The 14,578-nt window shown below is 51.2% G+C and carries 11 protein-coding genes and 1 pseudogene; all 12 read right to left on the reverse strand.

The annotated features are described in order from the left end of the window. Positions 1-81 precede the first annotated feature (81 nt). The 12 genes and pseudogenes from LOK74_RS15440 to LOK74_RS15500 all read right to left on the reverse strand — a co-directional run bounded on the left by LOK74_RS15440 (position 82) and on the right by LOK74_RS15500 (position 14,356). Positions 82-1,863 (reverse strand): IucA/IucC family protein, encoded by a 1,782-nt coding sequence (locus LOK74_RS15440; protein ID WP_230042915.1) that lies wholly within the window; start codon positions 1,861-1,863, stop codon positions 82-84. 50 nt (positions 1,864-1,913) lie between these two features. Then, positions 1,914-3,281, reverse strand: a complete 1,368-nt coding sequence (locus LOK74_RS15445) for an aspartate aminotransferase family protein (RefSeq protein WP_230047027.1) — start codon at positions 3,279-3,281, stop codon at positions 1,914-1,916. Further along, positions 3,274-5,256, reverse strand: coding sequence for an IucA/IucC family protein (locus LOK74_RS15450; RefSeq protein WP_230042916.1), 1,983 nt, complete (start codon positions 5,254-5,256; stop codon positions 3,274-3,276). Before LOK74_RS15450 ends, LOK74_RS15445 begins: the two co-directional genes overlap by 8 nt. 23 nt (positions 5,257-5,279) lie before the next feature. Continuing rightward, positions 5,280-7,112: an IucA/IucC family protein gene (locus tag LOK74_RS15455; RefSeq protein WP_230042917.1), complete on the reverse strand. Its 1,833-nt coding sequence runs from the start codon at positions 7,110-7,112 to the stop codon at positions 5,280-5,282. A 129-nt stretch (positions 7,113-7,241) separates the two neighbouring features. Beyond that, positions 7,242-7,649 carry a helix-turn-helix transcriptional regulator gene (locus tag LOK74_RS15460; protein ID WP_230042918.1) on the reverse strand — a complete coding sequence of 136 codons (408 nt, stop codon included), beginning with the start codon at positions 7,647-7,649 and terminating at the stop codon, positions 7,242-7,244. Between the two features lie 134 nt (positions 7,650-7,783). After that, positions 7,784-8,926, reverse strand: a complete 1,143-nt coding sequence (locus LOK74_RS15465; protein ID WP_230042919.1) for an MFS transporter — start codon at positions 8,924-8,926, stop codon at positions 7,784-7,786. A gap of 133 nt (positions 8,927-9,059) precedes the next feature. Continuing rightward, on the reverse strand, positions 9,060-10,076 hold the full coding sequence (locus tag LOK74_RS15470) for an ABC transporter substrate-binding protein (protein ID WP_230042920.1): 1,017 nt from the start codon (positions 10,074-10,076) through the stop codon (positions 9,060-9,062). Positions 10,077-10,316: 240 nt separating this feature from the next. After that, positions 10,317-11,261, reverse strand: coding sequence for an ATP-binding cassette domain-containing protein (locus LOK74_RS24260; protein WP_420908676.1), 945 nt, complete (start codon positions 11,259-11,261; stop codon positions 10,317-10,319). 150 nt (positions 11,262-11,411) lie between these two features. After that, positions 11,412-11,810: pseudogene (locus LOK74_RS15485) on the reverse strand (MFS transporter); the annotation flags it as partial. A 58-nt stretch (positions 11,811-11,868) separates the two neighbouring features. Next, a complete protein-coding gene (locus LOK74_RS15490; protein ID WP_230042922.1) occupies positions 11,869-12,396 on the reverse strand; it encodes a TetR/AcrR family transcriptional regulator in 528 nt (175 codons plus the stop codon). Positions 12,397-12,596: 200 nt separating this feature from the next. Next, positions 12,597-13,667 carry a sensor histidine kinase gene (locus LOK74_RS15495; RefSeq protein ID WP_230042923.1) on the reverse strand — a complete coding sequence of 357 codons (1,071 nt, stop codon included), beginning with the start codon at positions 13,665-13,667 and terminating at the stop codon, positions 12,597-12,599. Next, positions 13,664-14,356, reverse strand: coding sequence for a response regulator transcription factor (locus LOK74_RS15500; RefSeq protein ID WP_230042924.1), 693 nt, complete (start codon positions 14,354-14,356; stop codon positions 13,664-13,666). Before LOK74_RS15500 ends, LOK74_RS15495 begins: the two co-directional genes overlap by 4 nt. Between the last annotated feature and the right edge of the window lie 222 nt (positions 14,357-14,578).

Here is a 14,578-nt window from a genome sequence, read left to right on the forward strand (position 1 = left end):
ATCATTTTCAACATATCATAAACATAACAAGATGGTAACCATTTTTCAAGGAGCAATATTCCAGCGTGACAGATGTGTTCATCATTCCACTTCACAGTGATAGATCGGATTGGGTATCGATACAAAGATCGGTTTCTCGCCCCTGGATCGAAAACAACTGGTGAAGTTCGCCTTTGCCGGCAGGAAACGGCCATACAGCAAATCGTCGATACACGCCAGCATGCGCTCATTTGCGGTGAATCGTGCCCGCTCCCCCTCTAGCAAAGCTTTCACCATGCGCCAGTACTTCGTCTCGTCCACTCGTTGGTAGGAGGCAATCGTATGAATCAGCGCTCCCAGATGGTTGACAAAGAAATAGTACTTGGTCCTCATCCACGCTTCCTCGTCTGCGTACAGGACGGGGCTGTCATCTGCGAGGAGCGTACCGATCCAGCCAGCCTCGTCTGCTAGCTTACGGTCGATGCTGACGCCCTCCAGGTCGCGCACGTAAAAGCAGTCGGGCAGCCCATCCCGCACAGTTATCAGCGAGTTTTGCGAATGCGCTTCAAAACTGATTCCAGTATGAGCCCATACACGGAGGAGCGGCACGATAGACAGAAGCAAGTATCGCTGCAGCCAGACTGACAAGTCAGGCAGGCAACCTTGATTGGTCATCCTGACCATGGCGATCAGTTTTGGCTCCTCTTCTCCCGGATGGCGCTCCAATAAGGAGGCCACTACGTAGGTGTTTGCGGACACTCCGTTCATCGGGCGATACATGACACTCAAGTCGTCGACCAGGTGACCCTGTTCCCCCGGCAGGATTGTATCGGCCACCACTCTGCAGCAGCCCGTCTCGAGCAAAACCTTGAATGACTCCGTCTCCAACTGGTCTCTGAGATGGTGGATCACTCTGGCCGCATCCAGTGTCCTGTGCGCCTGTTCCGCCGTGTTGACACGTGTCAGGTTGGTAATCCGGACATGGAGCGGCAACTTGTAGTGATAGCCTGTCTCCGGGTTCCATACCGTTCGTACCGACGATGTTGGATATACCACTGGCCCCCGTACGCCCAGATCGACAATGACCTCCTGCTGGAGCAGTTCGCTGACAGCCTTTTGTTGCAGGACGTAATCCGCCTGCCAGGGATGCATCGGCAGCAGCCTGTACTCGCTTGACCGTATACCCAATCGCTGCACGGCGTACTCCACAACGGAGGGTGACAAAGCCCCTTCGCCTCCGTCGATCCATTCCTCTTTTATGTACTCGTTCCGGATGGCGATGTAATGAAGGGGAAAAGAGGCGCCCATTTCCGGACTGTATTTTGGCAGATCAGCGTCCGTAAATCCTTCCGAACACTTTGGAAACGGATGAAACGGATGTCCCAGCAACAGCGATTGCTCGGAACGGAGATAATCGAATGGTTCTGGTTCTGACGATCTGGTCTGCAAATCGTGCTCGATAAACATCTTCATATTATGGAGGCTGTTCTCCATCAGTGCCCTGATTTGAAGCCGCCGGGTATCTCGGTGTTCCGAGTCTTGGCGGCTCAATTCCTGCAGCAGCAAATCCATGAATCGACCGATTTCCAGCTTTTTGAGTCCTCCATCCTCCTGCACCTCATAAAATGATGAACCGTACAAATGCTGTCCGATGCTGGAGTAATGCACCATCGTGCCCACGATCGACTTGCCTGTCAAAGGCAGGAAGACAACGATTTTCTCTCCGCTCACGGAAAAAGGATCACGCGTCTGGGAGGTTTCAATTCGTGGATCGGCCACTCCATTCTCTCTTAGATAACTGTTTAGCAGGGCGTGCATGGTTGCCGATTCAGCCAGCCTCCCGCTGTTTAGCAAAACAGAACGGTTTGTTGATTGCGGCAGCATTCCTTCTCACCTACTCCCTTCCCGTCTTCTTTTGGGAATCTTGTCGTGTGTCACGTCACGTCCGTGCAAGCTTGATGGACCGCCTCCCTGAAAATCTTGGCAATCTCGTCGATTTGACTCTCCGTTACGATGAGGGGCGGTAAAAAGCGGACAACCGCCCCATGCCGGCCGCCGACTTCCAGAATCAGTCCGCGTTTGAGGCACTCCCGCTGAATACGGCTGGCCAGTTCAGGATAGGCAGGATAATGTCCCATATGATCAGGCTCAGCATCCCGGTTTACGATTTCGACGCCGATCATGAGACCACGCCCGCGCACGTCGCCGATCCATCCCACTCTCTTCATCAGCTCGTTCAAATGGTCCATCAACCGGTCGCCGAGACGATCCGCTTTGGAGGGGAGGTCATGTTCCTTGATGTAGGTTAACGTTGCCAGCCCTGCTGCCATCGCCATCTGATTGCCGCGAAACGTTCCGATATGAGCGCCCGGTTTCCATACATCCAGTCGTTTGTTGTAGATCATGACCGACAGCGGCAGGCTTCCTCCAATCGCTTTGGATAAAACAATCACATCAGGGATGATGCCCGCATGTTCAAACGCGAACATTTTTCCCGTTCTGCCCAGTCCAGTCTGTACCTCATCGATGATCAGCGGAATATGGTGCTCCTGTGTGATTCGGCGCATCTGGCGAATCCATTCGACTGGCGCCGGTATGGCCCCTCCTTCCCCTTGCACAGCTTCAAAGATCATCGCGCACGGGGCCAAGATCCCTCTTTCGGGATCTTGGAGCAGCCGTTCGATATAGCGGCTGCTGAGTTGGTGACACTCATCTCCGCCGACGCCAAACGGGCAGCGATACGCGTAAGGATACGGCAAGAAGTGCACATCCGGTACCAAACCGTGCACCTTTTCCTTCGGTCCCAACATGCCGCTCAGACTCATCGTGGCATGGGTAGCTCCATGATATCCACCTTGGAACGATAGGACGGACCGGTTGCCGGTTGCTGTTTTGGCCAGTTTGATCGCCGCTTCCACGGCATCGGCACCCGTAGGGCCGCAAAATTGTATGCGAGCGTCTTTGGCGAATTCCTCAGGCAGGCTATCAAACAATTCATCGACAAATTGTTCTTTTAACGGTGTGGTGAGATCGAGTGTGTGGAGAGGCAGCTTGCGATCAAGCATCTCACGAATAGCCTGAATCACCACTGGGTGATTGTGTCCTAGTGCCAACGTTCCGGCTCCAGCCAGGCAGTCATAATAAACGTTGCCATCCATATCTTTTACGTGAATTCCTTCTGCTTCCTTGATCGCGATCGGGATCCGTCGCGGATACGATCTGGCATTCGACTCTCTCGACGCTTGTTTGTTGAGATACGGATCGTTTTTTGACCTCTCTCTTACCTGAACCTGATCATGCATCACGATGGACCACTTCCTTTGGCAATAGGATGGCTCTGGCTTGAAAAGGATTTACTCCTTCACCCATGCCAGAGGGCATGCTTCCCGGCACCCTTGGATGATGCTTCAACAGCGGTCGGATGATTTGTTTCCAGGGCCAACTCGCTTTGTCAAACAAACATTCCTGCAGGATCTCCTTTCCTGCATCCGGAAGGTTGGCCATGATGACAGCCTGCTCCAAACATTGTTGGAGCTCCGCCCACAAACGCTCTTCTTTTATGCCGTAATATCGTGACAAGCTGCTCAGAATCGCATAACTGTTTACCTGGATGCCAAGCGTCTGGAAGTAAGCAAGCAGTTGCTGAGGCGTCTCATGATACAGCGAATTGGGATAACCCAATCTCAGTCGGTAGGAGGGATCTTCCAGGCCGTGTGCGTTCAGCCACGGAACATGCAATCGCAGTGCATCATGGTCGCGCAGCAGCAAGCCTTCTATTTTCCCTTGCTTCCAGATCAAGACGCAATTTTGCCCGTGCACCTCTGGCATCATGCCCAACCGGAACAAGCGGAAGCAAATCTCATAATAGAGCAGCAAAACCTCTCGAAATAAGCGCAATACAGCTCCTTCGTCAGGTTGCAAACCGCACATGCGAAGCCATTCGTCAAACAGGTGACCCTCCTGGTCGAAAACAGCCAGAGCAGACATCGGCATTAAACGCACCGTATCATCCTCGATGCATTCTGCCGGGTATTGTCTGATCATCGCGGACAAATGTCTTGGATAATCGGCAAACAAGTCTCTATTTTCAGGCAGATAGGCCCACCAGTGTGTCTCATCACACAAAAAGAGACGCTTTTGCAAAAATGGGTCCTGCTGCACACCTTGTCTCATCAATCGTTCCGCACGTTGCCCATTGATCAGTTTGATCGCCGATAGATACCGCACAGCACCCAACGAATGAATCCCCAACGGAAGTTTTACGTGATAGTTGCCTTCGTTCTCAGACAGTAACGAGCGGATCGAAGATGTGGCGTAGCACGTCCCGGCCGCAGAATCTAACGGTACGCAAACCCCGCGTTCTATCTCCTGATGCAGCTGCTTCGGCAATACAGCAGACATTTGCCATGGGTGGACGGGAACGGCTATATATTGCTCGTCTCGTAACCCTCGTCTGCTCATTTCTTCCCGAATCACATCTCGCTGCTCCTCGTCCAGCAGCATGTCAACCGGGCGGATATCGATCCCATCCTCATCCCGTCCCGACACCAGATACTGACGTTTCACCGCCATCCAATTCAGTTGAATCGGCGTGCCAAACTCTGCGGTATACCTGCGATATTCCTGCTGTGTCCACCCCAGTTTTCCTTTGGAGACGGGATGGAACGGCCGGTCACGCAGGGCTGCTCTTCTCTCCAGCTCCAATAGTGAAGCAGCAGGCGGCAGCTCTAATACACCTGCAACCGTTCGTTTGGTCTCAAGCGACCAGGATGTTTGCAGCAGCGTTTGCTGCAGCATCTGCAGAAAACGATCGGCTTCCCCGGGATTGACGGTGACGGGGTCGTCTGCATAAAGCCGGATGAGATGCTGCATCAGCTCTAACGGTCCCAGTTCTGTCAGCGTCAGATGGATGGGGTCGCCTTCATCCAGTCGCACCTGAAACACTCCCTCGGACGCGTCATAACGAAATGGTTGGGTGATGGCAGGATGGACAGGAAAAACGATCATCGCCCGTCCGCGCTCCAGCCACCAGCGATAGATACTCACCTGCTTGTCTGCATAAGCGAGCCTTCTGTCTACTGCAGCCATCACAACATCATCTCTTACGATCCTCTCCCAATCTGCTTGAGAGAGACGTTCCACTTCATCATGTCCATCCAGCAGTTGTTCGGCGAGCAAGGCGTTGACCAGGTCTTCCATCACACGCTGCTCTGCCTCATCCACGACGTGATCATAGGGGGTGGCACTGTACCCAGGACCATTCTCTTCTCTTTTCATCGTTTCCCTCCTTGGACGACTCCTTACCGATAGTGATACAGGGGATTCGGCACAGGCTTGGGATCTACTTCGGTATCTTTCCATAACCGTCTTCTCGCCAACTGTTCGATCTGAATCGTTTTGGAGAACAGATCGTATCGGGCAAAATTATGCTTGTGCTGCGGATGCTGACACTGGTAGGTATGGATCGCTTCGGCTGCCATTTCCCAAAAACGCCTCTCCTCCAGCCCGTACTGTTCGTGCAAAAAGATCCCCAATTGGCTGATGCAGACAAAGAAAAATGCGCTGTGCACAAAGTCCTTGACGGCTGATAGATCATCGGTTTGCATGAAAGAATGACGGTTGATCGCACGATGATGAGCAGGCTCCTGGTGAAAGTCAGGGCACGCTTCCGGCTGCGACAGATGTTGTTTGGAAAAGCGAACGCCATCGTGGAAATCTTTTAACGCGATCCGGCTGGGTCGTCCGTCTTGATGGATGAGAATGATATTTTGCGCATGGGACTCCATCGCGATGCCGTACGCGTAGAGCATGTGAATGATTGGCGTAATCGCAATCTCCAGCAGCTGACGTGTCCAGGTCTCTAGTCCAAACGCGCGTACCCATGGTTCAATCAGAGGCTGCTCTCGGTCCATGCAGCAGAGTGCATTGAACGGAACAGCTTGTTCTCCCTCTCTCAGGTGGCGATGCAGGCTTTTTCGCCAAATCACGCCTAAACTTCCGTAGGTTTTTTGCTGCTGGAGGGGAGGGAGCTGCTCATAGTCATAGGAGATCCCGGCGAATTCAGACAAAAAGACAAAATCCAGTTTTTGAGCCGTTTCGTCCTCTTTCGTGAGCGAGCACAACCAATCCGACACAAGTGGTGCGTTCATCACGGTATGTTTTGCCAGTATTCGTTTGGTTGATGTGTTGGTGATGTTCAGCGCCAGTTTCAGATACGCCCTCTCTTTGTGGGTGAAGTTGGCCCAACTGCGAATCGACTGTTGCGGGCGGTAATCATCAGAGCCTTGACCTAATAGAACGATTTTCTGTTCGGCCAACTGACGATGAAAGCTGGGCAGAACGATGTTCTCCCACTGCCAAGGGTGCACCGGCATGAAATAGTAGTCGTCAGCGTCCAGCCCTCTACGATGCAAGGAGGAAGCAAACATGTCAAACACGCCATGTCCCAGTTCTTCTGTGATCATCAGCAGGTAATCCACCCCGGCTGATAGGGAAATCGCACTCTCCCCCTTCGCAACGGCCAGCCACAGCGGCCGCTGGTTTCTTTTAAACTCAGGGCCGTACAAGAGATTGTCCCGCAAGCTGAAACCGATCCGTGATTTATAGCAGGGATGATAGGGGTGAGCGTCGATGATATCTCCTTCCAACTCATCGTAGTCACGCTCTGTCCTCGCTAGGGGAGCATGACGCGACTGGTACTGGTGGGCTTGCAGATCCTTCGCCAGCGTCTGTTCCAACTCTTCCAGGAACCGCATCAGTCGTTCACCTTGCTGTACTTGTCCGAGCACTTCTTCGACGAATCCGGACACGGTGGCAGCGGTCGGCGCTTCATCGGACGGCTGGCGTATGACTGTTCCTCTGCTGACACGAAAGCGGCCAAAGCTGAATCTACGTGCGCAGGAAAAGTGATACGCTACCGGTATTCCGTCATTTGTTTTCCCTGTCAGCACCAGATCTCCTTGGAAATCTTCAGCGCGAGGCAGTCCTTCTTGAGGCACAACAATTTCCTCGTAGAGAACCGCTTCGATCAGCTGACACAGGAGTCTCTGTTCCACTTTTGCATAGGATGCGGATTGAAACGGGCTGATCCATTCTTCTGCTTCGGTCTTTTGTGCTGTTTCCGCAGGATTCATCCACCCTCACACCTCACTTCTTGGATTGAGCATACCATCGATTATTTGATAATGATAATCATCATCAATCATAACGATAACCTAACTCCCAAAAAGTGTAAATGCTTCATTTGGATAATCCGAATCATCTCAATCGAGTATCCTCTCGTTTTGGCCGATTCGTTTTTGCTGCAGTTGATAGACAAAGTCAGCACCTGAGGCTTCTATGCCCAGTGCTTTTTTCATGTTTTGGATATGTTTTTTGACCGTATGTTCAGAGACAAACAGGGTCTCTGCAATCCGTTTCACGGAATAGTGCCGACACAGCATGCCCGCCACCTGGCGTTGTCTTTCACTCAGTTTCCAATCTTGAGCGTCGTCATCCATTTCCAATCGGGCTGACGATGGACTAAATTCCACCGCCAACGTGATTGTTTCAGCTAGTTCCAATTCGGAAACAAGACCCACAATCCGGCGATGCAGCTCGGCAAACTGTTCTTTGGCCCTATCGTCAGAGATAGAAGTTTCCATGACCATCCTCGCTTTTCTGAAACTCATATCATTTCCTCCCATTTGGCATAGAGCAGCGAATTCTGTTTCTTTGCACAGTCCCTATCCTGTCCGCTGGTCGACAGTCGTCTCCCGCTGAGACTGAATATGGGGGAGTACCGTCCACTTCATCCAGACGTTGTTCACCAGCAAAAAAGCGCTGAACAAATGAAGATCATCGACAGACCAAAATAAGAGGCGATGGCCCCCATTCCGACCGACCCGACCAAGCCCCCCAGGAACAAAGCGCAGTGGGAGTAGCTGTATGTTCGGCTCTCCATCCCTTTTGGCGCGTAACGACGAATCAGCACATTGATAGAGGGCGTCATGCCGCCTAGGCAGACACCGGTACAAAACCTCAGCACGATGAGCTGCCACAATTCCGTGACGAATGCTTGCAGGACGAAGAAGAGAATCGCCCCAAACACCGCGCAGATCAGAATATAGTGTGAGCCGAACTTGTCTCCCAGCTTGCCCAGTTTAGGTGCGGCAATCATGTTGGCCACCCCCATGACTGCCGCCGTGAAGCCGGCTAAAAAAGCCAGGTTTGCCTGGCTTGGCGCCAATTGCTGCACATACAGCGGAATAAGCGGCAATGTACCCACCATCGCTAATCTGATGATGAATGCGGAGACGAACAGAGGCGCAACCGGTTTTTTGGCCACGATGGTTTGAAAATCTTGCAGAAACCCCGTCTTCTCTTTGCTTTCCTTTTTTTCAAAGTTTTCGCTGACCAAAAAGATCACGATCAACGTAGCGGCAAACATGCTGAATCCGAGATAGGAAAAGACGGCGCTAAATCCGAACAGATCAGCGAGCAGTCCACCCAACAAGGGACCACAAATCGTCCCCGCCACCGAGCCGGCGTGCAAAATCCCCAAGGCATATCCGGTCCGCTCCTCTGGCGTGTTGGTGGCGACCAGAGCGATTGCCGCAGGGCCAAATCCAGCTAGAATCCCGTTTATCAAACGCAAGAACAGCAGTTGAATATGGTTCGTAGCGAATCCCATCAACGTGATCGTAATCGCCACGCCAATACCGGAACGAATCAGCATCAGTTTGCGCCCGTACTGGTCGGCAAGTTTTCCCCATACCGGTGCAAAAAGAAAGGCTGTCAGCAGGTTCGCACCAAAAATGATGCCCGACCACATGCGAACTTCTTCCGGATCGGTAAGTCCTAATTGTTGCAAGTAAAGAGGCAAAAAGGGAGTGACGCAGCTCATCGCTGCCATCGCCAAAAATTGCCCCACGTATAAAATGAACAGGTTTCGTTTCCACGTTTCCACCAGGTTGCCCCATCCCTTTCTATCGAAAAAACCTACATAATCCACAGTGAAGTGGAGCATAAGCACATGAGGGGGTGACTGACAAAGATGTCGGTCCCCCCTCGCGAGCCTGCTTTTTGAAATGGGTAAAGCTTTATTTCACCTCAAAGTAGCGATACACATCGTCTACCATCTTCATCGCCGCAATCGGCCCCCCTGCGTTGTTCCAAATCACCGTGTCTACCTGGTAGACTCTTCCGTTTTGAACGGCTCTCAAGTTTTTCCACAGTGGGTGGCTGGTCCATTTTTTTCGGTTTTCCAATCGACCATCGTCACGATCAACACTCGTCAAATCAAAAATGACATCCCCATCCATTTGGGGGATCGTTTCCTGGGATGTCAGCTTGACACCCCAGTCCTCACCTTGCTGCTGAGCAGGACGAGACAGCCCCAACTCTTCTAAAACCAGGCCTGAAAAACCGGCATAAAAGATACGGGCGTGATCCGCTCGAAAGTCCACAATGGATACTTCTGTACTCAACTTCTCACCCATTTGCTCTTTGAAATGAGCCACTTTTTGATTCCACTCTGCCAAAAATGCTTCTTCTTCCGCTACCTTATTTGCTGCTTTTGCAACCAGGCTCAACGTGGTCTTCCAGTTATCCTTATCCTCTGCAATCACCGTCGGCGCGATCGCCTTCAACTGCTCGTAAATGTTTTCGTGGCGAGATTTGGCACCGATAATCAAGTCAGGTTTGAGCTTATGAATCTCTTCCAGATTGGGTTGGGTTTCATTCCCAAGATTCGTCACTCCGTCCATCTGCTCGCGTATGTACTTATACCAAGGTTGTTCGACAAAAGACTCAACCGCACCCACCGGCTTGACTCCCAGGAGGATGGCAGCATCATTGGCCCCTTGATAAAGAGTGACAACCCTTTGCGGTGTACCCTGAATCTCGGTGCTGCCCATCGCATGCTCAACCACTCGACTGTTTTGTTCTCCAACAGCCTGGTTTTCTTGATTCTGCTGCTCTGTCTTGCCCTGCTCCCCTGCGGCCAGTTGGTTGGAGGTAACGGCACTCTCCTGTCCAGTAGCTCCGCAGCCAGCGATGACCATCATGCACAGCAGTACTGCTGTTAGTACGAGTAAACCCCTTTTTGACCGAAACATCTCTTCCCTCTCCCTTTTTGCCACTGCAGTTTTGTTTTTTGATATTGATTCTCATTGTTAATTATACAAAAGGAAACGGGAACGAACATGGATAATTCCGTCCATTGTTTTGACATTTCCGGCATCTGAGGTTCTGCAGACGTGATAGCTCTTCCATCTTAAAGACTGATAAACATAAAAAAATCCCGCCAGCCGACGGGATAACGATGAAACCACGAACAGTATTTGCTTGCTCTGTCTCTACTGCTCCCCTACCTTGTAAATATTGTCACATAACCGATTCAAGAGACTGCTCTCGTGGCTGACCACAACGACACCAATGTCTCGGCTTTTGCAGATCCTGAGAAATGCATGCCAAATTTGGGCCTGTGTAATTGCATCCAGAATGGTGGTCATTTCGTCGGCAATAATATACTTCGTGGCGGGATTCAGCGCACGGACAATCCAGAAGCGCTGCTTCTCACCACCGGAAAGCTCAACGGGCCAGCGGTCCATCCATTCCGCCCGTATTTCGAAAGCATCCAGAATGTCCTGCGAGGGTGTGTAGGATTCGGTCAAAACGTCCCGCATCCGCCACTTGGGGTTAATCGCCTTTTCCGGGTGTTGGTATATCAATTGCACCGGCCGAAAAGTCCCTCGTTCCATAGGTTTACGATCTAACGTTACATGGCCTGTGCGGGGTGAGATGTACCCTGCTAAAATTCTAGCCAACGTGGTTTTTCCGCAACCGCTGTAACCGGATAGCCCAAGCACCTCGCCTGGGGCTACTGAAATGTTCATATCTTTAAAAATCCAGCGCTCTTTTTGATAATAGTGACCCAGATTCTCTCCAATCAGAGTCATGGTGCACACAGTCCTTCCCTTGAATTCCAAATCGAAATCATTTTGCGGCAAGGCTCTCCACAACCTTTGGGTGTATTCGGTTTTCAGGCGCTCGCCCTTGCCCTCAAAAGCTGCCGCCTCGGAGATTTCCACCGTTGCTCCATCCTTGATGACAGCCACTCGGTCTGCGATTTCCAACGCGGATACAATATCGTGCGTTATCAGCATGACTCCCGCACCATCTTTTGCAAATTGCTTCAGTTGCTTTAAGATTTCGGAAAGTGCCTGCGGGTGGATACCAGGTGTCGGCTCATCAGCAATAACTAGCTTGACCCCCTCTCGAACACTTGTTGCAAACAACACCCTGCGGAGCATCCCACCCGACAACTCGAACGGGAATAATCGTCCATCGCTTTTTTTCAGACCGTATTGTTCAAATAGTTTTTCCTGTTTGATCTGTGCCGTTTTATCTTGACCCCCTCATGCGTGTGGGGCGGCAGGTACAGATCGGGCCGGCGAAAGATGAGCCGCGTACGGCACCAGCACCCGAGCCGCGACTGAGCCCAACCCGATAAACAGGGAAGCGGCGAGAAACAACGCAGCGTTTTGGATGGCTGCTGCAACCGTCAAAACAATGGCATTGAGAAACAATAACGCAACCACAAGCTTTCGGTTTTCCAGGATGTCTCCCAAGGGCACGATAAACAACAATCCGATTCCGTAACCGATTTGAGCGAGCGTGACAATCAGTCCTGCTGCTTCGAAAGAAAGTCCAAGCTCCAAACTAATGGGGCCAACCAAAGGCTGTGCATAATAAAGATTTGCGGCGATTAAGCCGCACGCGGCAGCGAGAATGAAGATGATCCGCGCTGAGAAAGGTTTCTCAATATTTCGATCTTCGATTGTGTTCATCTCCTGGCCTCTTTTCCGGAACGATCGTTCCTGTAATCTTAAAAAAAAAAGAATGAGCTTACAGCATCTCAATGACCGCATCCACCATGTCATAAAAAACGGTCTTGTCGGTTTTTACCTTGGACAGGACATTGATACTATGATTGAGATTAAGCAAGAGGAGAGACAGAACCTTTATATCTTTCGCGGAGTCGATTTCTCCTGTCTGCTGTCCTTTACGCAAAAGCTCGTAGAAAGCCTGCTCCAATTCCTCAAAATTGTCCTGTATGAATTTTCGCAGTTGCTCATCCGGTGAATCCAATCCGATGGTTGCGTTTGTCACCAAGCATCCTTTGGGCAAATCAACGCTAAATGCGGAAGCGATATGCCGATCGAAATATTGCCGGATGCCAACCTTGGCTGACGGCGCATGGACCAAGAGATTTCTTTTGTTTTGATTTATTTTTTTGTAATGTTGGATCGCTTCGAGATATAGCGTCTCTTTATCTGTGAAGGTTTCGTACAGGCTTGATCTGCTTAACCCCATTTCGTTTAACAAATCCGGTATACTTGTCGCGTCATAGCCTTTTTTCCAAAAAACCAGCATGGCTTTATGAAGTACTTGCTCCCGGTCAAACTCCTTTGAGCGTCCGATAGTGACCCCTCCTTTCCGTAGCGACAGTATACCATTTCAGGAACGGTCGGTTCAGTATTTTGCAAAGATCAGTCGAACGGCCGGGCGACGAGCTTTTCCCCTTTCGCGGCAATCGTAAAAATCAGGCTTTCATGTTTGCTCCATCAGAATGTTTATCGGTTAGCGGCAGGTAGACAGCCGGAGAGGATGGCGCCTCCTCCCGGGTGGTTGTCTGCAGCAAGCTCGCCTCCGTGCTGGCGGATGATGCGTCGTGATATGGTAAGCCCCAATCCGGATCCTCCTGTCGCACGATTTCTCGATTGCTCTCCCCGGTAAAGAGGCTCAAAGATCCGCTGGAGATCTTCCGGCGCAAAGCCCGGCCCTGAATCGTGGATCGTGAACGCTATTCGATCTCTCTCCCGACGACATCGAACATGAATGATGCCATGTGCAGGCGTGTACCTCACAGCATTATCCAACAAGTTACTCATCGCCCGCTCCAATACGTGTGAATCCACTCTGATCATACAGTTATCCGACTCATGATCGAAAACGATTGAGATGTGTTTCTGTTGCGCCTGCGGCTCCAGACTGTGGATCGATTTCTGAATAATGTCAAGAAAGTCAGCCGTGCTCTCACTCCGCTCGGGTTCCAGGTACTCGATTTTCGCGAAGGTAAAAAGTTCCTCAACCAACCGAGCCACTTGCGCCGACTTTTCCTTACAAACGGTCACATATTTCGCTATTTGATCCGGTGTGTGCGCAATGCCTTGTTCAAGCCCGTCCAAATAACCACGCAAGGCAAATAGCGGTGTCCGCAAGTCATGTGCCACGGCAGCGATGACGAATCTTCGTTCCTCCTCCAGCATCGCCTGTTTCTCATGCGAGCTTTGAAGTCCCTTCACCATGATTTCAAAACCGTCTTGAACCTCGGCGATTTCTCTGATCGTCGCACGGGGAAGCTGTACGTCCCAATCGCCTGCAGCAATTTGACGAGCTGCCTGACTCATCCGCTCAAGGGGAAGGAGAAGGAGCCTTCGCGTTTGCATGCCTATAATAAAGAAAGCGAGCAGAAGACCTGCGAACGCCGCAAACAAGGGAACCGTATGCGAATTCGGCCGACCCGCGGCAATATCCAACGACTGGGTCGTCATGAGATGGGCCGCCACGAAGAAAACCCAAGGCAGCAGCAGGAGGAGCACCAGGCTAAACAAGAAATACGTACGAACACGAAGCTTTCTCATATGATACGCCCCTCGAAGCGATAACCCACGCCCCAGACGTTGGTCAAATATTGCGGCTGATCCGGATCACGCTCGATCTTCTCTCGAAGACGGCTCAGATGAACGCGAATCGTATGCTTATCGCCGATGCCATCCCAGAATTTCGTAAGCAATTGGTCATAGGTAAAAACCTGTCTGGGATGTTCCGCAAACAATCGGAGCAGCTCATACTCCTTCGGCGTGAGCGAGACGTTGTTTCTATCGACGAACACTTCTCGAGTGGACAAATCGAGCTTGATGCGGCCAAAGTCCAACACCTTTGCCGTGCTTGCTTGCTGCGTGCCAGCGCGTCGTAAAACAGCCTTCACGCGAGCAACGATCTCGCCGGGTGAAGCGGTTTTGACGATATAATCATCGCCGCCAAGTGTCAGTCCGCGAATCTTATCTACATCATCGCTGCGGGCGCTCAAGAACAGGATCGGAACGTCGCTCTCCTGCCGAATGCGCCGACAGAAGTCAAATCCGTTTTGTCCCGGCATCATAATGTCTAGAATGATGCAATGCACCTTGTGTTGCCGAAACGCTGTCCATGCTTGCGACGCGTCGTTGGCAGTTACGACCAGAAAATGGTCATTCTCCAAAAAGTCCCTCAATAGTTCAACGATGTTCTGATCATCGTCCACGACTAAGATTGTAGGTCTTTCATTCACGTTTATCCCGCCTTTTACTACCCCGTCTTCTTTTTCGGGGACTCTCCCTTGCCTACTATCTTTACATGAAATGTATCATCTCTTCCGCGAAAAACAAACGGCTTCGCACATATTTTGACCATTTGTTGATGGTTTTGTGACCTTTTTTGCGCTTGATTTGAGAGATTTCCATGCTATCTTCCTATCAGGTGAGTAGAAGGGGGATTTGTGGATAGGTGATAA

The sequence above is a fragment of the Brevibacillus humidisoli genome (assembly GCF_020923435.1).
Lineage (GTDB): Bacteria > Bacillota > Bacilli > Brevibacillales > Brevibacillaceae > Brevibacillus_E > Brevibacillus_E humidisoli.

Excerpts from the sequence above, each read along its gene's own strand:
- LOK74_RS15440 (WP_230042915.1), bottom strand. The coding sequence starts at position 1,863 with ATGCTGCCGCAATCAACAAACCGTTCTGTTTTGCTAAACAGCGGGAGG.
- LOK74_RS15455 (WP_230042917.1), bottom strand. The coding sequence starts at position 7,112 with ATGAATCCTGCGGAAACAGCACAAAAGACCGAAGCAGAAGAATGGATC.
- LOK74_RS15490 (WP_230042922.1), bottom strand. The coding sequence starts at position 12,396 with ATGCTGGTTTTTTGGAAAAAAGGCTATGACGCGACAAGTATACCGGAT.
- LOK74_RS15445 (WP_230047027.1), bottom strand. The coding sequence starts at position 3,281 with ATGCATGATCAGGTTCAGGTAAGAGAGAGGTCAAAAAACGATCCGTAT.
- LOK74_RS15450 (WP_230042916.1), bottom strand. The coding sequence starts at position 5,256 with ATGAAAAGAGAAGAGAATGGTCCTGGGTACAGTGCCACCCCCTATGAT.
- LOK74_RS15470 (WP_230042920.1), bottom strand. The coding sequence starts at position 10,076 with ATGTTTCGGTCAAAAAGGGGTTTACTCGTACTAACAGCAGTACTGCTG.
- LOK74_RS15460 (WP_230042918.1), bottom strand. The coding sequence starts at position 7,649 with ATGAGTTTCAGAAAAGCGAGGATGGTCATGGAAACTTCTATCTCTGAC.
- LOK74_RS15495 (WP_230042923.1), bottom strand. The coding sequence starts at position 13,667 with ATGAGAAAGCTTCGTGTTCGTACGTATTTCTTGTTTAGCCTGGTGCTC.